The sequence below is a fragment of the Chryseobacterium metallicongregator genome (assembly GCF_031324065.1).
Classification (GTDB): domain Bacteria; phylum Bacteroidota; class Bacteroidia; order Flavobacteriales; family Weeksellaceae; genus Chryseobacterium; species Chryseobacterium metallicongregator.
In genome coordinates, this window is the sequence record NZ_JAVIXS010000015.1 from 64,065 (window position 1) to 86,665 (window position 22,601).

The following is a 22,601-nucleotide window of genomic DNA, read 5'->3' on the forward strand; positions in this document are numbered from 1 at the left end:
TTTGGTATTATTAATGTGAACTGCATCTTCTACCAATAACTTCATAGTCTGTATATTCGCTTCAGTCGAAATATCTTTTTTTTTGATCGAACAAAAACACATTTTTTCCTGAAATGTATTTAATAATGTATTTCCACTTAAAAAAAATCAGTATGCACGAATAACCGTACATACTGATTGTAAATCACTTATATTCTAGTCCTTATAATAATGTATTATAGAACTTTGCAAAACTTATCTCTTACATTCTAATCGTGAGAAACATAGGCTAAAATTATTTTTTAATAACCTTAACGCTTTTAAAGGCATTCCCTTTTTCATCTTTCAAAGAAAGTGAGTAAGTTCCCGAAGGATATTTAACAAACTCTGTATTTATTTTCGTTTCAATGGCTTCAATATTTCCTGTTGAACTGAAAAGCATTCTTCCATCTGCACTAAAAATATTTACACTGTAATTTCCTGATGCATTTTCTAATTTAATATGAATTAATCCGTTTTGCTCCACAGGATTAGGGTACACAATGAATTCTGAATTATTTCTTAATTCTACATTATCTTTTAATTCTGAATTATTTTTTTTCCCTTTGCCTGCTAAAGTAGTTGAAACAGGATAAACCAAAATTTTCTGTCCATTGTAACCCACTGCATAAACAGCTCTAGCACTGGAAGGGTAATACACTTTTGTAGTATTGTTACTAACATCACCAGTCCCCATAACAGATACATAAATCAATTTATTATTGGCATCGAATGTTTCATAGGCAACTGCATTTCTCCAAACACTGTGCTGTACAGTAAGATAATTATTATTTAAAGTAACTCCCTGGCCTGTTTGTCCGCTCACCGGAAGAAGGTCACGGAAAGCTGCAACGCTACGTGCTGAAATATAATTCATTACAGGAGAAACCGGTTTCTGATAGTTCTTAGACTTTATGGATGCAATCGTAGCATCAATCTGAGCCTGCGTAATGGTAAGCTGACCAAAACCGTAATCATCAATATTCCTGTTTATCGGCCTTAAAAATCCGGTTATTGTAAAGAATTCTGTTAAATCTTCCTGCACTGCATCACAGGTATTTTTCACAAAATTCAGAAGCAAATCACCATTTGAGACCCCGGAAGAATTGGTGTTTCTTGCCTTGTTGGCAACCGTTGCAAACCAGTGCGCATAATCTACTCCTGTATAGTTAGTTGGATAATTAAAGGAAAGAACCGGCGCATTTCGTGAAGCTCCGGCCAGCTGATAATACAGCTCAAGCTGCCAGAAAGGGATTAATACTTTAAAATTATCCGAATTTACACTATCTTGTAAAGGTTGCTTATTGACGGTTGTATTCAGAATACCTCCATTTATTCTTCCTCCTGCCACGCTGGCCATTCCTGCTGCTGGTGATTCATCAAATCTTTCCACACTGGTCAGTCCATCTTGTTCTGTACTCATATTATAATCCACCCATGCACTGTATATATTATTGGTAACTTCTGTAGTGCCAATCCATTTAAGATCCGGGCTTATCTGATTAATATGCCCAAATTCATGTGCAAATCCCCATACAGACAATTGATTAATATCAGCAACATAGTTATCATTTCCGTTAGCATCCATATTAATACCCAGCCCGCCTGCATGCCAGCCTCCGCCGTCATTACTATAGCCGAACATACGGTTTTTGGGAACTAAATTATATTTATACAAGCCCATCACAAGCCACTCATTTTTTACCATAAGATCGAGTTTTGAAACAAGCGCTACCTGATTATGAAGAGCATATGCTTTCAGCGTGCTTTTTTTATAAACCATATGGACATGCTGTCCCACAACATCAATCATATTATAAGCCGAATTCGTAAGATCTGCCTCCCAATCACTTTGTGTAGATTTTTGATAATGATAAAGACCATTAACCTTACCGGAAACAATATTGATTTTGATATCAGGTAATGCCGCATTGGTATTATAATAATTGATATATCCCAAGCCACTGTTGGTTACAGGAAATACATTTAAACCATTATGAATCTCATAATAGGAGTCAGTGCCATATAAAGAGGTAGAAAAATCTTTCACCTTCAGAGAAACAATTGCTCCTGCTGGGATATTCTGAGCAAACAAAGCTACTTTTTCCCCCTGTGCAAACACAATACCTGTAGGATTCTCAAAAGTGCTATAGCCACTTCCCACCTTTAAATTACCTGTAGTAACAGAAACAGGAGGGTAAACACTATAATTCTGAACCCTGTATTTTTTTACATAAGTTCCGTTAAATAGACATTGCGCTAACCCTTTATAGAATGGCGATGTCATATTATTTATATCCGCCTGAGTAACAGAAGACTTCAATGCTGAATAAAGATTGTCTGTAAAAATATTGCTGTAAGGATTATTAACCACTGAAGCGCCTGATTTATAAAAGCCCATTTCAGCACAGCTTGCAAAACTGTTCTTCCCATTGTTTACTGTAATTCTTACATTCAAAGGAGTAATCTGATTTGGAAAGTAAACCTTCACAGGAGCAGAAGAATACTGAAAATCAAATGTCATTAACGGAACATATGTGCTGTTTGTGCTCGTATTATAACTGATACTCACACTTCCAAACAGCCCGTTGTCTCCACTGGTCCTAGGCGTATATTTTAGATAATCGATAGGGGTAGCACCATCTAATCTGTAATTTAACACCACCGGAAAAGCAGTACCGCCATATGCAGAGTGATACAACGTACTCGCATCATTATCATAAGTTTTATTTATATCTTCTCCAGGCTGATAAGATGACGCAGTCGTTCCTGAAGCGGTGATGGTAGCCTTCACATCATTGCTCCCGCTTATACTTAATTCGGATGTATTGATGGGGCAGTCTATACCGTCAACAATCGCAGGTTGTTGTTGAGAAAAGAATCTCACCTCTCCACCGCTTGAGAAGTTTCCAGAGCCTGCATTTACGGTTATCTTAATGATATATGGGTCTTGGATAGAGCTAGGGAAAATAAATTCCTTATCCGCATCACTGAGAGCCCAAATTAAATTATTGCTTACCGGGATGAAAGTATTGGGTTCCGCCTGTGTACTGTAGGAAATACTTACATTAGTCCAAATTCCGTTTGTACCTGAAGCTTGTCTTGGGGTGTAAATCAGTTTTCTGATATTGGGAACATTAGGATTAAAATAAAATTTCAACTCATCCGGAATTCCGTTCACCGACCAATTAGTATGATAAATGGTAGCATTATTGCCATCAATCAACTTGGTAACTTCAGTCCCTGGTTGTGCTGGTTGCGAAGAGGTAACCGAATTCACAGAAGCCGGAACGAGCTGTAGTTCAGAAAAGAATTTCATTTCTGCACCACTGGAGAAGTTTCCAGAGCCTGCATTTACGGTTATCTTAATGATATAAGGGTTTTGAATAGCGGTAGGGAAAATAAATTCCTTATCCGCATCACTGAGAGCCCAAATTAAATTATTGCTTACCGGGATGAAAGTATCGGGAGCCGTCTGTGTACTGTAGGAAATACTTACATTAGTCCAAATCCCGTTTGTACCTGAAGCTTGTCTTGGGGTGTAAATCAGTTTTTTAATATTGGTGACATTAGGATTAAAATAAAATTTCAACTCATCCGGAATACCGTTCACCGACCAATTAGTATGATAAATGGTAGCATTATTGCCATCAATCAACTGGGTAACTTCAGTCCCTGGTTGTGCTGGTTGCGAAGAGGTAATCGAATTCACAGGAGCTGGAATTAATTGTGAAAACCCATGGAGTCCACATAACAAAAAAAAGAATAATGATAGTTTTCTCATATAATATGTTTTATATTGCATTAAATATGTATGTTTTTTGAATTTTAACATAAATTATCAATAATATTTTTTTTAATTAATAAATAAAACATTAAAATCTGAAGTTTTGGTTGTTGTTTGTTGTTTTTTCATTTCTTTAAATTTGTTTAATATTAAAACACCATGTTGGGAGTTTTATGTGACGTAAAGATAAATTATACGGCCATTTGATAAACAATTTAAAAAGTAAATATTTAACTAAATTGATGTAGTTTTATCATTTAAAATACTCCTAAAATCTTCCATTTCTCCCAAAATGAAGGCTGATATGTACTATTTTCGTTTTTGATGAAAAAACAGCTCTGAAAAATGTACATTTCCACAGTTCTATGATGGTAAGCAATCGCGCAGCTTCTTGTAAACCTGTTTTTTCAAGAGAAAAATACCGTTTCAAGGATAGTTCTTATATCCTTTTCTCATTGTAAACATTAAAAGCCTGCACTGAGCTAAGCTTATAGTGAGCTTGTTGAAGGAAAGTACCGAAAGATTTTCTCTTTTTTAGACCGAACAAAATACATTATTAAATACCATCAGTGTGTTGTGTAAACTCCCCGGTAAATATTGAAAATCATTCAGAAATATTGAAGGACTATGACAGTTGTTTCTTTTGTGCAGGTGTAAGTTTGGTGGGCGAAAGCGAGGAAGGTTTTACTAAAAAAACGTATGATTTTGTTGTTCCGTTTGCTACTTCACTATTATCAATCAATACGGCAATGACATTTATTTATGTGTCTGGCAACCGCACCGACAGCACCGAAAAAGGAAAAGTAATGTGGGCAAGGGTAAAAGGCCGCACAGAAAACGCCTTGATGAAGCTTCCTTTCAAAGATCAGTACAATTTTCGCCCTGCTATAATGAAAGGCACGAAAGGGCAAAAAAAATGTAAAAACATTGTACAAAATAATGGGCCCGTTGATTGCCCATTTATTTTCGCAAAACCTTAAAGCTTTTTCTTGCCAAGAATGGAATTCAGGCAAATGAGAAAGAAGCTAAAATTATATTGGAATTGCTATATTTAGTATCGAAAAATTACAATAAGCCAAAAGAGAAAGAAATGCTAGAACCTTAATGGGATTTCAAACCAAGCTTAAATATCGATGAAATCCACTTTTAGACTGTCTGTTTCAGATGGACCAGGGATTTCACATCAAAAAATTCAAACCATAAAATATCAGGCTGTAAAAGTTTGATATAGAGATTTTATGTGTAAAAAAAGAGAGACAACTATTTGATAGTTGTCTCTTTAAGTGACCAAGACGAGCGTATCTTCAAACACTTTTATTGATGATTTGGTTCGACTGAGCCAAATTAAACAAGGATTACAAAAATCATAATGTCCCTGATTTATAACTCGGCGACGTTCAAGAGGGATTTTCAAAGTCAATTCGCTAAGCTCTTAATAATGGCTGTTAAAAAAGGCTGGAAGTAATACGGAATATAACCGAAAGAAGTTTAAAATAGAACAGAAAGTACATTTGTGCTTTAGCCAACGTTGAAAAGTCTTGTTTTATTACACATTGAATATTTGTATGTATCTGTAAAAATCAAAAATATTTCAGTAAAAGTTTAAAGTCTGTAACTCACTTAATTTTTAAATTTGTATTTTACAATTGATAATCATTTGAAGAAAAGGTACAATATAAAAGAGTTTCTTGAATATACCAATATCAGCGGTTTTAAGAACAATCACATCCATTTGGTTGAATATCATAAGCAAAAGGAGATGCGTAGAAAATCGGCTCCTATTGAGCTTGACTTCTATTTTTTGGCAATCAAGTTAAACTTTGATAAAGACAAGAACTTTGGTCAGACAATATTCGACCAGGCGGATGCCTTTGTCTATCTCGACCAACCCGGAGATTTTTTGCAATGGGATATAGAGCATCAAATTTCAGGGTATCATATTTTGATTGATGCTGGACTATTCAGGAAGATTGCCAAAGAATACAGTTTTACTTATTACGGCAATCACGAAGGACTTTTTATCACGAAAGAAGAAGAGAAAACCATTACCGACCTTTTTGGAAAGGCACTGAAAGAGTTTGAGGGCAATGAGAATTTTTCAAAGGATATTGTAATTTCTTATGCTTCGCTTATTCTTTCCTATATCCAAAAATTTTACAGCAGGCAGTTTGATACACGAGAGGAATTATACAACACTACTGTATCTGATTTTTACAAAAATCTCGAAGCATATTATGACAATGAACAGAATGCCCTGAAAATGCCCTCAGTTTCCTACTTTTCAGATATAGCTAATCTATCTTCTAACTATTTTGGCGACCTCATTAAGCACTACACAGGTCGCTCGCCACAGGAACATATACATCAGCTGCTCATACAGATTGCGAAGAACAAATTACGGACAACCTCATTAAGCATCAGCGAGATAGCTTTTAGTTTAGGGTTTGAATATCCTTCCTATTTCGCTACGTTTTTCAAAAAGGAAACAGGTATTTCTCCAAGTGTTTTCCGAAATCAGTAAATAGTTAAAGTCTTCCCGTAATTACTTTAAGGACGGAGCTTCTAAGTCAGAATATCTTTGTACTGTTCAATAACTTATTAAAGATAAATTCTAATGAAAGCAGTAAAATTCAAAAACAGAAATTGGGATGTAGCAGGTATCCTGCAATTCCCTAAAGACTTTGATGAAACTAAAAAATATCCGGCGATTGTTTGTGCGCATCCTATCAGCAGTTGTAAAGAGCAGACAGCCGGAAACATTTATGGAAAAGCATTGGCAGAAGCAGGTTTTATTACGCTGGCTTTTGATGCCTCTAACCAGGGAGAAAGCGGTGGCGAAGTAAGGTTTTTAGAAGACCCCGCTACCCGTGTAGAAGATTTTCGTTGTGCTGCAGACTTTCTGACTACATTGGATTATGTAGATGAAAAAAAAATAGGTGTTTTGGGAGTTTGTGGCGGAGGCGGATATGCTGTTAATGCTGCAATGACGGAAAGACGCTTTAAAGCCGTAGTAACGGTTGTGGGTGCGAACTATGGGCGCTTGCTTCGTGAGGGAGATTTTACAGCTGATGCAGCTATCAAAACCCTGGAGGGAATTGCAAGGCAACGCACCGCTCAGGCAAGAGGAGCTGAACCTGCTATTACAGTCTACAGACCAAATTCACAGGAAGACAGAATAGCCGCAGGAATGAACGATGTTGACATCATTGAAGCTGTAGACTACTATCAGACACCAAGAGGACAGCATCCGAACTCTCCCAATCATTTACGTGTGGATAGTTTGGACAAAGCAATGGCTTTTGATGCTTTCCATTTAGCAAACTTATTGCTTACACAGCCACTTCACATAGTGATTGGCGATAAAGTAGGCGCTTTTGGTTCATACAGGGATGGTTTTGAGCTGTTTAAAAAGTCGGCATCAAAGCAAAAGAGCATTCAGGTTATTCAGGGAGCAAGCCATTATGATTTATATGATGGAGAAGAAGCTGCGAAAAGAGCATTGGAAGAGATAGTTCCGTTTTTTAATAAATATCTTGCTTAGTACCCGGCATTTTTCGTCGTTCTTAGAAATTTTAGAGGCCGTCTCACAACTCGTGAAAACGGTCTTTTTTATGAAATTTTTCTGTATCTCTATCAGGAAGGGTTTTCGTTTAAACGATTCTTAACCCACATCATCTAGTTGCGATACACTTACTTCTTATTTATTTTTGTATAAATCATACAATTTAAAGGAATAGAAATCTGCTTTCTCTCTAAATTTTGATGTTCGTATCCTGCTAGGTCATCGAATCCTAAATTTTCAAATCTCTATGGTTTGTAATTTTAATTAATTGATTTTCAGTTATTATATGTTTTATCGTAGAATTATGAGTTCTTTGAAATCAGCACTTTTGTAATGAAAGTCTTAATCTGCTGAAAGCTAACTATTAATTACTGTTGGAATAATAACTGTTTATTTAGCTGTTTCGTTCTTGAACCTATAAACGAAGAGATCTCGAAAAATTTGGTGGGAATTTAGAAAGGATAATAGAATTAGATAATCCTCTATTTGATATTGACAAGCTTATTCAGGTGTTTAAAAGTAGGTGGTGTTTCTGCTCTATTTGTTGTAAGGTAAATTGACAGAGGGCGCTGTATTGATTTGTTTTCTCAAATATGTTATGTATTGTTTGGTTATCAATCGCAAAATATTTTATTAGTCTATATATTACTACTATTTTTTAATTGTTCTTATAACAGTTTCCACTCGTAATCCTGTTAGCGATGCAATTTGCTGTCTGATGAGAAATACTTGATAAGAATCAGTCGGAGGTTTTGATTTTTTTAAGTAGTTGAATAGATTCGTTATTTTTTCTGACGGGCTTTCTGATGCAAATCCTTTCATCAGGTAGGTATAATGCATATTTTCTGAGGTATATTTGTATAAATTTAACAGTATTTTGGGATTATCTTTTAGCATTAAATCAAAGCCCAATTTTCCAATTTGATTATCCTAGAATTCTCCATTGCAATGGCACTTACAGAATATGGATGTTTTAAGACTTACAACTTTTCATTTGCTGATAAAGGGTTTACAATATAGGAATGGTTGGGGGGTACTCTTGTAATAGTTACCTTATTTTATATTACGAATATATATCAATGGGGTTATGCTTGTTTTCTGCTTATTTATTAAATTTAGGTTAATAAATTAAAAGCTTAAATGTGAAATTTTAATAGTATTTTTAGAGAGTATTAAATATTTAGATTTAGGTTATGATTTTAAACTATTACCGAGTTATTACATTGACCTTTTTGTTTTTTATTTTTATAATAAAAATAAATGGACAGATATATTCTGTTTCTGATATAGACAGTTTACAGACAATAGAATCTAAGAGACTGCTGGGAATTGGAGATTACAATGGAGTTGTTACAATGGAAAAAAAATTGCTTAAGAGGTCTCAGGAATTAAATTATACTAAGGGAGAGATACGAGCATATATTAATTTAGCCAATTTTTTATGTGGATTAAACAAGAATAAAGAAAGTTTTTACTTCCTTACAATGGCTGATGAAAAGTTGAAAAAATTCAATGATGCAGTGTTGACAACAAGACTGAATATTATTTATGGTAAAAACTATCATGCAATAGGTCTGTATAAGGAGTCACTTTTAAGTTTTAATAAGGCTATTCGTCTTGCCTATAGAATTTCCGATAAAGAAGATAGAAACCGAAGACTCAATTATATTTATAATCAGAAAATGATTGCTTTCCAGGAAAAAGGTATAATGGATTCTGTGTATGCCATGGAACGCAAATTACCTGTGAATTCTGAATTATTCGTTTCTCGTGCTGAAAGAAATCTTAAGCGCAAAAAGCTAGATTCAGCAGAGTACTATCTGAATAAAGCTAATTCTTTTTTCAATCAGGTACCTGCCGAAAGCAAATCCAGAATATTGTTGTCTTATGGAGAACTTTATTTTGAAAAGAAAGAATATGAGGAAGCATTGAAATACTATTTCCAGTCTTTAGAACTAGTTAGGAAAATTGGATTGAAAAAGTCTGAGAGAGTAATTTACCAACACATTTATGAAGTCTACAAGAAACAGAATGATATCGAAAGAGCAAATATATATTTGGAAAAATATACTATATTAAGTGATAGTCTTAATAGTGTGGAGAGAAATATCTTAGATATTCCGATAAGGAAAATTATCAATGAAAATATTGAGAGTGAAAAACAGGAAAAATATATTTTTTACTATATATTCGCTGGTGTCGTTTTGCTAAGCATCATATTATTGGCATTTCTACGCAAAAGCAGCGAAAGTAGAGAGAAGCAAAAGGATATCCTCATTAAGGAAAAAGAAAGGGAAACGGAAATTCTTAAGAAGAAATTGTCTTCATCCATTGATGAATTGGTTCAACTGGCTATCCATAATAATCCTGTATTCCTGGGGAAATTTGAAGAGGCCTACCCTCAATTTTATAATAGTTTGTTACTGCAATGTCCTAACATTACTCCTAAAGAAATCAAACTTTGTGCATTAGTAAGGCTTAATTTTTCAAATAAAGAAATAGCCCAGTATAACCATATATCTATCCGTACTGTTGAATCTCAGAAATACAGACTTAGAAAAAAGCTTGGGGTTGCGGGTGATATTGATTTTAACCAATGGATCTTAATGCTCTAACAAAGAAGGGATGTGATTTTTACCTTACTGCATTTATACTGCGAACGGGTACAGTGTTTTGTAAAACAAGGCTTTGTGTTTTTGAGTGCAAATGCAGTAAGATTTTTTTTACAGGATAATTGTAAATTTACTGCAATAATAATACTGTGAGGAATTATTATAAGATGACAATGATGTGTGATAACTCATCGCAAATTGATGCGAATTGACTAATGTGACAGACTCAAGGATTGTGTGGTATTTTTTTTTCACATTTGCGCTCAAATAGGAATTGGTTGGTAAGAATAAATGTCAGAGTAAAGTTCCATTGTTTGCGTTGAGATTTATGAATACATTTTGTTAAAGAATACAACAGAAAAAAAATTCATCTATGATTAAAAAAAAATTATTGACACTCTTCTTCTTTCCTCTTTTTTTTGCTGCCCAGCTTCCCACTCAAAAAGAAATAGACAGCCTTCTACTGGCGGCCTATAATGAACAATTCAATCTTAATATTGTAAAACTTATATCAAACTCAAAAACAGCACTTTCTAAAAGCGAGCAAATTGGATATTCAAAAGGCAAAGCTGTTTCCTGTGTATTTATTGCGAGTGGATTGTATGAATTAGGGGATTATCAAAAAGCCCTCAGATATCTTTCTATTGCAGAAAAGGAAAAATTTGCACAATCTGATTTTGTAGAGCTTTCGGAAATATGCAGGATCAAAGGTAGGATATATAATAATATGCAGTTTAAGAATAGAGCAATTCAAATATTCAAGGAAGGAATTGGCTACATTGATAAAATAAAACATGAGGATAAACGAAATCAGGCTTTGTCTCTGGCTTTTCAAAATTTAGCTGACTCTTATGAGGAAGCTAAAAATTTTGATTCAATGTATGTGTATTTAAAAAAGGAAGAAAATGTTTTAAATAATTCCAATGAAGAAAGTGTTTTTGCGAATGCCATTAATTTTTATTCTGCACTGGGACAGTATTATACCTATAAAAGTAAGTATGACTCTGCAGCATATTCTTTTGCTAAAGCGGACCATCTGATGAAGAAGTACAATTTTCCTTATACAGCTGCCAACGAAAAGGGAAGGGGACTTATGGAGATGAGCAGGAATAATCCGGAAGCTGCATTAAGACATTTTTTTCTAGCCTTAGACAATGTAAAGAAAAATAAATTTAAGTTTGAGGAAATTGAGCTATATTCTCTGATAGCATCAGCCTATTCAAAGAGCGGGAACAATTCAGCATCAAAAGAATATAATCAAAAGGCGTTGCTGTTAGAAAATAGGTTAAATTTAGAAAATAAGCGATCAATAGAATACATTTCTAATGAAATCCTCAAAGATCATATTAAGAAATCTTCTGAGAAGAATTATACAGTTGTAATTGTGGTTTCCATATTTTTCTTTGTTATATTATTGGGGGTAGTTTTGGTTTATCTTCGTATGTACAGAAGAAGTAAAAAGTTGATTTCAGAAAAAGTTCAGACACTGTTGCAAAAAGAAAATGCTTTGTTAATGAAAGAAAAAGAAAAAGCAATTCTTCAGCAAAAACTTGATGGATCTTTTTTTGAAGTTGTTCAGCTGGCTAAAGAAAATTCCCCGGAATTTTTTACCCGTTTTAATGAAGTATATCCTGAGTTCAGGAATAAATTATTGGAAATATCTCCCCGCTCAAAAACAAGTGAACTTACTTTTTGTGCTTATTTATTTCTTAATTTTTCTACTAAGGATATTGCAGAATTTACTTTTACATCTCCCCGGACTGTTCAGACCCGCAAATATAATATTCGTAAAAAATTTAATATTCCTACTGATGAAGATCTGTATATATGGATTCAGAATATTGTCAGAGAATAAAGTACGCTCTGCTGCTTTTTATTACTGCTAATTTACGTATCTTATACATATCATCTTTGGAGGTAATCTCCTGGTTTTTTTGTTTCTTTATTCAATAATTAGATCGTAGATCAGACATAAAAGATGTATTGCCTTTAACAATTTTTATACATTAGCAATCTCAGAAGTTAAATTTACTCTCTTGTAGAGGGTTTGTCGATACTAAAGGGGCTGCATTTGATGGGCCTGCCGGAATCTGGTGTGAGGTTTTTCAGAGAGTGTGGTTTGCTGATCCACTCCAGTAATGGATCAGGTCATTACGGATGCATTTTTATTGCATAGTATTAATAAAGCGCGGTATATCTGCAGTTAATTTTTGACGGCACACGTAAAAGTTGCATGAAAATTGTTTCTAAGATCATCATGATGATAGAAATTTAAATAGTTGCTAATAGGAGAAAACTAGTAGAATTACTGATTTTCTTTTTTAATTGTCGATTAATAATTTCCTTAACATGACCTGGATACATTTAAAATATATAAGGAATGCATTTTTGTTTTTCTGAATATATTGTTGATGAGTAAGTTTTCATTAAAACCAGACACTTTATTTACACTGCGATCTCATTGGTGTCGTTGTATTGAAGCATACGTACTTTATACGTATGCTGTTTCTACGTAATCCCCCAATTTATCTGTTTCTTTGTGGTAAATTTTAAAAACAAAAAAAAATGAAAAACTTATCTTGCTTTTAAATGTCTTTCTTGTTTCATGGCTATATTCGCAGGTAGGAATTAATACCGCTAACCCACAGGGAATATTCCATATTGATGGAAGTAAGGATAATCCTGCAACAGGAGTACCCACTGCATTGCAGCAGGCTAATGATTTTGTAGTCACCCCAACTGGAAGTGTAGGAGTAGGTACGGTTTCTCCTGATGCGTCTGCCGTACTGGATCTCGCTTCTTCCAAGAAAGGCTTTCTATTGCCAAGATTGAGCTTGCAGAATCTTACTGATGGTACTACTGTTCCCTCTCCTGCCAACGGGCTGGTGGTTTACAATACCAATCCTGCCATTACCGGAGGTTTAGGACTTTATTATAATAACGGAACACCGGCCGCTCCAAGCTGGTTTAGAATGGCCAGTGTGAATGATATCCCGACATTTAACACTTATGTACTGTCTGCGATGCAGGGATATGACGCTTCAAATACCTCTAATGGTTCTTATACTTATGACCAGATGGTAGGGAATAATTGTCCCTACGGCGACACTAGATGTAATCCTCCTTCCACCACTGTTTTTAACCCGGTCTATACCATTACCTTTGATAAGAAAAGTGTGAATACGGATAAATATTTTTTACTGTCTTTCGATTATCAATTTCAGTTTACAAGTATAGGTGATATTGTTCCAGCGAATTCCCATTATGTACGGTACGATATAGAGATTATTTTGAATGGAACAGTTATTAAGACTTTTAATAATATAATTAATATTGCGGCAGGAGCATCCCTCATTGTGAGTTTATCCAAGCTATTTACCGCAAATCTCACAGGAACTACTCTTTTAAATACTAACAATAAACTGCAGGTCAGGATTAAACCCACTCTTTCTATTATAAAAATTAATGCAGGAACAGCAAATGGTTATTATGCAACAGGTAACAATCATTTGCTAAATATAGTAGTAACAGATGTATCCTTCCAGTTATTTGAGAAATAATGTACCAAATATAAAAGGCTCGTATTTCTATAAAATATTGTAATCTGCTGTTTTAGCTATACAATACATAATGCTCCTTTATAACTCTAAGTTGCATGAAAATTGTTTCTAAGATCATCATGATGATAGAAATTTAAATAGTTGCTAATAGGAGAAAACCAGTAGAATTACTGATTTTCTTTTTTTTATTTGTTGATTGATAATTTCCTTAAAATAATAAGGCGTGTTGTATAAAATTTAAAATGTATCCATAATACATTTCTGTTTTTCTAAAAATATTGGCCTGGTTGGTAAATTTTCAAAAAAAGTAATACACCTCATTTACACTGCAATCTAAATAGTATTATTATATTGAAGCATATGTACTTTATACGTATTGTGTTTTTACTTAATTGCCCCAATTTATCTGTTTCTTTGGGGAAGATTTTAAAAACAAAAAAAATGAAAAAACTTGTATTACTTTTGAATGTATTTCTTGCTGAGTGATTTATTTACAGGTAGGAATTAATACAACTGCCCCCACTAAAACCCTTGATGTCAATGGAGATGCAAGAATAAGGAATCTGCCAACTCTTACCAGTTCTACTGTCTCTCCGTTATTTAGTGATGAAAATGGGGTTTTGGGGAAGGCTACAATCGCTCCTCAAAGCCAGGTTGCTTTTAATACTTCTACCAATGCATTTCCATTTTCAGCTTCAAACTATAATACAGGAGCCCCCCAAACAATACCAATCACTTCCGGGCATGCTGTATTGAATACTATTGGAGCAACAATTGGAACGTCTGGAAGGATTATGATAAATCAGCCAGGGATTTATATGCTATCAGGATCAGTCAATTTACAACTTGATATCACTGATGATGCTGAAGGTGTTGTATTTCAGTGAGTACGATCATAAAAATCAAATCACGCTAAAATAAGATTTCTCTAAAAATTAATAAATGATGAGAAAGAATGGTCATCCATAAGTTCTCTGACATTTGAAAACCTGTTTCCCTGCAGGTTTTCTTTATTTACGGAGGAAAAGCAGGAAGTTCTCTTCTCAATTTTTCTTCGTTTCTAAATGTCTATAACGCTTTTTCAACATTTTTCTGATTACTTACAATAACAGATTTAAAAATTGAATGAAAAATCCCCGCGTTTTAGAAAAATAGAAGTGTAAATATAATCGATATGATTATTATATTTTTTCAAATACCATAAAAGGAGGCTGCTCTCATTCCTGTATTTCCGATCAGACCTAAAGTTTAGGAATAATTGGGTGTATTGACACAAACATGTTGCTTACTATATAAAGCAATTAAGAACGTTTAAGTCATACAATTTATTTTATTAAATAATGCTACCTGAGTGTTTGAAAATATACCACTGAAGCGAGAAAGGGCAGAGCAACGCACAAAGATATTGGTATTATGGCGCTCTCTTTCATGTGTTTTATTTATAGAATACAGTTAGGGCAAATATGCTCTTCCCAATTAAAATGAGATTCTGTGGCATTGGTCATGTAGAATAAAACCTTATTAGAGGCATTCTCAGGATAATAGTACAGAATATTCTAAAAAATCAACCCCTTTGATTTTTTAGAATAATATAATTAAATAAAATGTGCATACTCTATTTCCACTGCGAATTCTATAAAAGCCCACTGCCACAGGATATATATTATACGCATCTTATACGTATGTTGTTTTTTAAGATTATATCAATTTATTAGTTTTTTTGCAAAAATTTTGAAAAGGGAAAAATGTATTAAGTTTTAACATGTTTTTATTAGCACTCTCATTAATGTATTGGCAGATTAGGAATTGAGTTTCCAACAGAAACCGTAAAAGATTATTTTTTTGCGAATTATTGCGAAGGTTAATGATTTTTTTTTCACTGTCATCATATGGGAAATATAATGGCTGATTTGATAAAGCAATTGCTGAACAATCACATATCACCCAAGGACGTTATTAGTCCGGATAATGCATCGATCTATCACTGTAAAGAGATCAATGGCTTGGAAAACTCTGGGAAAAAATGTGGCGCACTATCTTTGGAGGGTTAAATAATCTGATAATAATATAAGGTTTAATCAATTGGATTTAACATCAATATATACAACAAAAAGACACTTATTTAATGAAAAAAAATTATGTAAATGCAATGGTATTATTTGTGATTTTACTGTGCATGCCGGGTACAAACATGGCTCAAGTCGGCATAGGAACGGGGAGTCCTAACGTAAATTCAGCATTAGAATTATCCTCCGCTTCAAAAGGATTGCTGCTACCCCGTATATCTTTAATAAGCACTTCATCAGCATCTCCTCTTTCAGCTCATGAAAAAGGAATGACAATATATAATACGGCTGTTGTAAATGATGTTGTGGAAGGTATTTATTATAATGACGGAACAAAATGGAACAGACTGTACACCAGCCAGCCAAATATTGGTGATGTGTATTACAGCTTTGCAGCAGCGGACCATCAGGGATGGTATATGCTGAACGGAAGAAATGTAACCTCATTATCCGCAGGAGCTCAGGCCAATGCAGCTAAAATCGGACTGACTGCATCACTTCCTGATGCCACAGACCGGTATTTGAAACAAAAAGGATCTTCTGCACTGTTAAGCACAGGCGGTGCGCAAACAGTTACCCTGGCACAGCGGAACTTACCCAATATTAATTATACCGGTACAACTACCAGCAGCGGGGCACACAGTCACCAATATATCGATAGAGGTGATAAACCCTGGCATCATGGTGACGGGAGAGTTCAGCTTGCCAACAGAACCCAGCTGAACAATCAGAATACAGGGTCGGCAGGGAATCATTCTCATACGGTGCAGGTAAGTTCAGGTGGATCCAACGCTGCGATTGATATGGAACCCAAGAATCTGGCTGCCAATGCTTTTATTTATTTAGGTTATTAGTGAAAAAATACATGATGAAAATGAAATTATTTTATATTATCCCTGTTCTTGGCAACATTATTGTTCATGGACAAATCGGGATAGGGACGGGGAGCCCCAGTTCCAATTCTGTTTTAGACGTTACATCATCCAATAAGGGTCTGCTGCTTACGAGAAACAACCTGAGCAATACAGGATCTCCCATACCTTTATCGGCCCATGTAAAAGGAATGATCACCTATAATCTTGCCAGCACTAACAATGTTTCTGAAGGAATATATGAAAATAATGGCAGCAGCTGGTCTGCTGTTTCTCATGATTATCCTTACGGTACAATTTCAAATAGTTTTGCCGCAGCAGATCATAAGGGATGGTATTTATTGGATGGAAGAGCTGTTTCTTCGCTTCCCGCAAATGTACAGGCAAGAGCAGCGAGTCTTGGATTTACAGTCAGTCTGCCCAATGCAAATGACAGATTCATTAAAACAAAAGATGCTGCAGAAACCCTGGGCTCTCTGTCAGGAAATGCTACAGTAACCCTTGTGCAGGCTAATCTTCCAAATGTTTTTTTTACAGGGAGTACATCAACAGATGGTGCCCATACCCATACTTATTCAGACAGGGGAGCAGGCGCCTCTGTAAATAGTGGAAGCGGAGCCAATAATCCTGTAGCAGATAATACTTCGGATACTTATAAAACAGCGGATGCCGGAGTTCATACCCATAGCCTGTCATTCAGCTCCGGAGGGAGTTCTCAACCCATCAATATCACCCCTAGTTATTTGGTGACGAATGTTTTTATTTATTTAGGAAGTTAATAAGCGATGAAAAATTTAAAATTTATAATAGTTTTAATGATGATTATTTGTAATGATCATAGGGTAAGCGGACAAGTGGGAATCAATACGCCTGCACCGGATCGGAATGCAATACTGGAAATGTATACCAGCAATAAAGGATTGTTACCTCCCCGGGTATCACTGGTCAATATCACCAGTGCATCTCCGCTTTCCCAGCATGTTAAAGGAATGATTGTCTATAATACGGTAAATAATGCCAGTGTAAATGAAGGACTTTATGTCAATAACGGAATCCAATGGTTTCGCTTGTCCATAGAAGATATGCCTTTCGGACATGTAAAATACAGTGTGGTAACAAATGATCACAACGGCTGGTACCTGCTGAATGGAAGAACCGTTTCTTCTTTACCGGCAGTTGCACAGGCTAATGCGCGGTCTCTTGGCTTTGCTGCTGCAATTCCGGATGCCACGAACAGATATTTGAAAGCAAAGACCGGAACGGAAGCCCTGGGAGCTACAGGAGGTAATGCTGCAGTTACCCTTGTACAGGCTAATCTGCCTGCGATGACCTTTTACGGTACTGCTCTTTCGGCGGGTAATCACTACCATTTTATAACAGATAGAGGAAATACTTCTGTCAATGCCGGAGGCCTCGGCAATGATAATGCTGATGATACTAGCGGAAAATATACTACCAGCAATGCAGGAAACCATTACCATTCCTTTACGGTAAATACGGGGGGAACAAATATGCCTGTATCCATTGATCCTAAACATCTTAACCTTAATGTTTTTGTTTACCTGGGGCAGTAACGGCTCGTGATAAAAGATACAGATGATAATCATTCAGCTTGTTAAGCGTATTGCCGGAATAGTTTATTTCCGGCTTTTTTGCTTCAGGGCATATTGTCTGCTGTGTATAGTATAAAGTTGTTTAAACTTTATAATGCAGAGGAAGTGATAAGAGCTTCATTTTAAAAACACTTGAGTTCACTTAAGTAAGTTTAGAAAATGATTCCGGAGAAAAGTTCACATAAGAAGAACATTTCGACTTCGCTCAATAGGCAAAGATTTCCGCAAAATTCAGGTGCATTTATTATGTATAAAGCTTGGCTCTAAAAAGCTTAGGTGTTTAAACTTTTGTGCTTTTCATGGTTAAAAATAATCAATGTAAAAGTTGAAACGGTTTCTATATCATATTTTTAAGATGGGAAGCTTTTATTTGAAATAAGGCTTATTTTTACTTCACAGATGCCGGGATGTCTGTTATGGTTCTAATAGTAAAAGAAAAGTTTCGTCTTTTAATGTATTGAACTATCCCTTTAATCTCTGATATTAATAAAAGATAATAACTGAATTTATCAGGAAATGACCTTTAAGTAAGAGATAGGCAAAAAAAAATTACTGTTCATAAACATAAACAATAGCTTTCCCATCACTAATGAAGCTGGTTGAGTTAGTATAGGTTCTGTTAAAATGTAAAAATTTTGAAGGTGTGGCGGCTCCTGCTGTGTTACTTCTGTATGCTTCCAATATTAAATTATAGGTATTGGGGGTTATATTGGTTAAAAAAAATTTAAAAGATATAAGATTATTCACAGGATCGAACCCACTGGTAGCTATATAAAAGAAAGGAGATTCAGAAGTCACAATGCCGTTATTTCCGGATAATCTGTATTTATAGGACATTGCCTCTCCACTGGATAAAGTAAGAACAGAGGCTGTAGATTGAAATTCTACGACTATAAAATTAGTAGAAGACCCTACGGTGATATTGTTAAAATTTCCCAGTGTTAAAAAGTTACTATTCGTATTTGTAAAAACATCATTTAAATTAAAATTATAAACCCCTTTTAATTTGTAGGCACCTGGATCCAATACAGGTATGCTGACTGACGTCCATTGCGGAGCAATTCCAGGGCCCTTAGAGATTAAAAATTGTCCATTTGTGCCCGGTGACCCAGATGTAGTAGCATTTCCTCCTACATTCAGCTCATTTACGACCTGCAAAGATCCATTGACGTGAAGCATTTTTTGAGGAGTAGAAGTATTTATTCCTACTTGGGCTGTACATAATCCATATAAAAGGATTGCTGTGAGTAATAAATTTTTTTTCATTTTAAATGTATATTAATCAATAAAATTAAGATCTCAACCAAACAATAATATTAGATACTATTGTTTGGTACTATAAAAATATAGTAATTGCTTTGTAAATGAAAAAAAAACGCACTGCATTTATACTGCATTATCTGAAATTCGTCTTTAAATGTAAAAAAATACTTTATTTGACTGTTTATCAGTTAATGTGATCTTGTTTAATACATGAATGCCTGGTTATTTTTAATAGAAATGTACAATTATCTTTAGTCCGTTCTATTTTAGAATTCAGATGGTTTGTGGTAAATTTTATCAATTTCTAAAAATTATATCAGTGATAAGAATGATATAGATAAAGCCACACAATTTATTTTCTTCCATAAGTATTGAATTTTCAACATTGAGATTTAAAATAGAAAACTCATTCCAAATTTTCAGGATTATGAAAATGTAATTAGCTTCCCAATGTGCGTTATAATATGATGTTATTTTGAAAAAATAATATATATTTTACTTAAGTGCGTAGGTAATATGTATCGTAATATTATTGACTTTGTCAATTATAGGTGTTCCTTTGTAAGGAATTTAAAATGAACATATGAAAAAAAAATTTTACATCAATTGCTCTTTCTTTTTTTAGGTGTGATGAGTCTAAGCATTTCAGGGCAGGTGGGAATAGGTACAAGTACTCCCAGGGGAGCACTGGACATTAACAAGACCAAGACTTATAATATGGGATTGGTGCTTCCTGCCAATACAAACCCTACAAACCTGATTAACCCACAGGGAGGGAGTGTTGCCGAAGGGACGATTATGTATGACTCTACTAGGAAATGCCCGAGATTTTATAACGGAACAGTGTGGTCAGAGTGTTTATGTGATCAATGCAGTGGAACAACAACTCCTACACTACTGGCAGATTGTGCGGAAAATGGGTTTGAAGGAACATATTTAAATGGGGTGGCTCTGAGCGGTACAAAGTTTACAGTGACTCTTACCAATAACTCCTTTTCTACAGCAACGTTTGCGCTTCAAACCAGCGATTTGGTGTTGAGAGGAATAAGCAGCGGGATAACGGTGTCCTCTGTTTCACCTGCGAGTGTTACATTGACGGCAGGACAAACTCAGATTGTTACCTATACTCTTACAGGAACTCCGGTCAGTACAGGTACCTTACAGGAACTTGGAGCAAACTTTCTTTACAGTGTTCTCATACTACCCCAATTCTGAGAAATTTTCGTTTTGGCAGCTGGAATACCAGTGATTTATCGACGGCCTTACGATCTCAGCTCACTAATCAAGTAAATTATGGTCCTAATGGTACATTTGTAAGTAATACAGGGTTCACCTTTACAGATATTACATCTGCTTTATCTACTCTTAGTGCCACCCAATTATTTCAGACATATGATCTGATATTTACAGGGTCTGTTGAGATGTCAGCTACTGAGGCTGCAAAGATTAAGCAGTATATAGAGATGGGAGGAGTTGCTATAATAACACTAAGAAGTAATGTAGGCACTACTATATTCAATATGTTGGGAGGAACGGGAAGTATAGCCTCCGGTGTTGTAAACACAACTTCTACAAGTGACATGGTTAATAATGGTATTTTTGGAGATGCAAGAAATATCACTGTTTCAGGGACCGGGGGATCTTATGGAAGAGTAACTGCGGCCCAATTACCTCCGAACAGTACGATTCTTTCTACCATGGGAACAGATCCTGCTGTTTGGATCATGGGTAATAATGGGGGACGGGCTATCTTTTATTGGGATTCTGCCGCTTTTAAGGTCAATATTACAGGGAGTGATGTGGACACTCCACAGGAGAAATTCATTCATAATACTGTAGTAAACCTTTTGCATAAAAGAGGACTTTAATGGGGTGAAGTAGGGTTTGCAGGAATTCTATAAGGATGAATATGGGCTGTTTTAATATTAAAACAGCCCATATTTCATAGTAAATATAAAGGAATAATCCTTTTTCCTTTCACAATAAAAGACGTAATACATTTGCCACTGTTATTACCAAAGAATGTTGTAAAAAGAAGTAAAAGTAAGAAATAGAATACTAATCTAAATTCTATTCACGATCAGTATTGTTAAAAAAGTAAGCAATGTTCATGATTAAATCCTGTGCAGCAGGACTGGAAATATTTAACTGTGTCAGCACATGTCCTTCTCCGCCATAAATTTTTAATTGGGAATTGGGTTGGATCTGGTATACCATGTCGAAAAAATTCATAGCATCATCAAACATTATTTCATTTGTACCAACGCCTATAAATACTGGCGGAAAAGTTGTAAAACTCAATTGACTCGGGTCAGCAGCGGATAGCTGGGTTCCTGCATAGGCATAAGCAAAGCTTTTTACCATTTCTTTATTTAAAATCTGGTCTAAGTGCTGGCGGCTGTCAAAAGAAGGATTATTGCTTTCCAAGTTATACCAGGGAGAAATTACCGATACTGCTTTTGGCGTTTTCCAGTTTTTCTTATTGATTTCATTGACAGATGCAATAGCCAATCCTCCTCCCGCACTGTCGCCAAAGAGATAAAAATGATGCATTGGAAATTTTTGAACGGCATATTCATAAACACTCAGAATATCATTCAATCCATTTGGATAGGGCTTTTCCGGGGCTAAAGCATACGATATAAAAAGAATGGTTCTATCTAATCCTTTAGCAAAATGGGAAACCATTGCTTTGTGCGACTGAAATGAGCCGATAGCATACCCGCCGCCATGAATGTAAAACACTAATTCATTGGATTTAGAATTTTCGGGCTCAAACCAATAGCATGTAATATTGTTGATTATTTCAGTTGTTATAGTTACACCTTCCGCTGCAGGATAAGTATTGCCAATACTATCATACAAAGTTCTGTTGTCTTCAATTATTTGACTGTTAATACCCATAAATAGTTAATGTTATAAATTGTAAAGTTTTAAATTAATTGTTTTTGACCTCTAAAATGGTATGAAATTACTTTTCAATACAGAGATAATACTATTCCAAACATTTGCTTAGATTTTTGAATGCGAGGTGAAGATAAAATAAAAGGATCATAGTGCTATAAAACCAATATGCGTATCGGATACGTATAATTATATTTTGATAATGATATTACTTATCGATAGAGAAAAGCAGACGACTCATATTTTTAATACTTCTATACATTTAAGCTATTTTTATAGGCTCATTCGGTGAATTTTTATACGTAGATAATACGTATCCTGGTCCTTGATGATTTGTTGTTTTT

The 22,601-nt window shown here is 34.9% G+C and carries 15 protein-coding genes; 12 read left to right on the plus strand and 3 right to left on the minus strand.

The features are described 5' to 3' along the window. Positions 1-274 precede the first annotated feature (274 nt). Positions 275-3,802, minus strand: a complete 3,528-nt coding sequence (locus REB14_RS15680) for a M60 family metallopeptidase (protein ID WP_309522616.1) — start codon at positions 3,800-3,802, stop codon at positions 275-277. Between the two features lie 620 nt (positions 3,803-4,422). On the opposite strand from REB14_RS15680, the gene REB14_RS15685 reads away from it, so the two are divergent. From REB14_RS15685 to REB14_RS15730, 10 genes are all read left to right on the plus strand, one after another. Further along, positions 4,423-4,785 carry a Rossmann-fold NAD(P)-binding domain-containing protein gene (locus REB14_RS15685; RefSeq protein WP_309522617.1) on the plus strand — a complete coding sequence of 121 codons (363 nt, stop codon included), beginning with the start codon at positions 4,423-4,425 and terminating at the stop codon, positions 4,783-4,785. 677 nt (positions 4,786-5,462) lie between these two features. Next, positions 5,463-6,326: a helix-turn-helix domain-containing protein gene (locus REB14_RS15690; protein WP_309522618.1), complete on the plus strand. Its 864-nt coding sequence runs from the start codon at positions 5,463-5,465 to the stop codon at positions 6,324-6,326. A gap of 93 nt (positions 6,327-6,419) precedes the next feature. Continuing rightward, positions 6,420-7,346 carry an alpha/beta hydrolase gene (locus REB14_RS15695; RefSeq protein ID WP_309522619.1) on the plus strand — a complete coding sequence of 309 codons (927 nt, stop codon included), beginning with the start codon at positions 6,420-6,422 and terminating at the stop codon, positions 7,344-7,346. A 1,505-nt stretch (positions 7,347-8,851) separates the two neighbouring features. Further along, positions 8,852-9,982: a tetratricopeptide repeat protein gene (locus REB14_RS15700; protein WP_309522620.1), complete on the plus strand. Its 1,131-nt coding sequence runs from the start codon at positions 8,852-8,854 to the stop codon at positions 9,980-9,982. 370 nt (positions 9,983-10,352) lie between these two features. After that, positions 10,353-11,834: a tetratricopeptide repeat protein gene (locus REB14_RS15705; RefSeq protein WP_309522621.1), complete on the plus strand. Its 1,482-nt coding sequence runs from the start codon at positions 10,353-10,355 to the stop codon at positions 11,832-11,834. A 724-nt stretch (positions 11,835-12,558) separates the two neighbouring features. Then, entirely contained in the window at positions 12,559-13,539 is a 981-nt protein-coding gene (locus REB14_RS15710) for a hypothetical protein (protein WP_309522622.1), read from the plus strand. Positions 13,540-14,021: 482 nt separating this feature from the next. Continuing rightward, positions 14,022-14,426: a hypothetical protein gene (locus REB14_RS15715; protein ID WP_309522623.1), complete on the plus strand. Its 405-nt coding sequence runs from the start codon at positions 14,022-14,024 to the stop codon at positions 14,424-14,426. A gap of 1,238 nt (positions 14,427-15,664) precedes the next feature. Beyond that, positions 15,665-16,459 (plus strand): hypothetical protein, encoded by a 795-nt coding sequence (locus REB14_RS15720; RefSeq protein WP_309522624.1) that lies wholly within the window; start codon positions 15,665-15,667, stop codon positions 16,457-16,459. A gap of 20 nt (positions 16,460-16,479) precedes the next feature. Further along, a complete protein-coding gene (locus tag REB14_RS15725; protein ID WP_309522625.1) occupies positions 16,480-17,256 on the plus strand; it encodes a hypothetical protein in 777 nt (258 codons plus the stop codon). 36 nt (positions 17,257-17,292) lie between these two features. Continuing rightward, the gene (locus REB14_RS15730) at positions 17,293-18,051 is read left to right on the plus strand and encodes a hypothetical protein (RefSeq protein WP_309522626.1); all 759 of its coding nucleotides are present in this window, start codon (positions 17,293-17,295) and stop codon (positions 18,049-18,051) included. Between the two features lie 588 nt (positions 18,052-18,639). On the opposite strand, the gene REB14_RS15735 is transcribed toward REB14_RS15730, so the two are convergent. Next, the gene (locus tag REB14_RS15735; RefSeq protein ID WP_309522627.1) at positions 18,640-19,356 is read right to left on the minus strand and encodes a hypothetical protein; all 717 of its coding nucleotides are present in this window, start codon (positions 19,354-19,356) and stop codon (positions 18,640-18,642) included. Positions 19,357-19,983: 627 nt separating this feature from the next. On the opposite strand from REB14_RS15735, the gene REB14_RS15740 reads away from it, so the two are divergent. Together REB14_RS15740 and REB14_RS15745 are read left to right on the plus strand one after the other, a co-directional pair. Further along, the gene (locus REB14_RS15740; RefSeq protein WP_309522628.1) at positions 19,984-20,568 is read left to right on the plus strand and encodes a hypothetical protein; all 585 of its coding nucleotides are present in this window, start codon (positions 19,984-19,986) and stop codon (positions 20,566-20,568) included. Between the two features lie 206 nt (positions 20,569-20,774). Then, positions 20,775-21,221, plus strand: a complete 447-nt coding sequence (locus tag REB14_RS15745; protein ID WP_309522629.1) for a hypothetical protein — start codon at positions 20,775-20,777, stop codon at positions 21,219-21,221. A gap of 202 nt (positions 21,222-21,423) precedes the next feature. Here the strand turns inward: REB14_RS15745 and REB14_RS15750 are convergent, their stop codons facing one another. After that, positions 21,424-22,257 carry an alpha/beta hydrolase fold domain-containing protein gene (locus REB14_RS15750; protein ID WP_309522630.1) on the minus strand — a complete coding sequence of 278 codons (834 nt, stop codon included), beginning with the start codon at positions 22,255-22,257 and terminating at the stop codon, positions 21,424-21,426. Positions 22,258-22,601 lie beyond the last annotated feature (344 nt).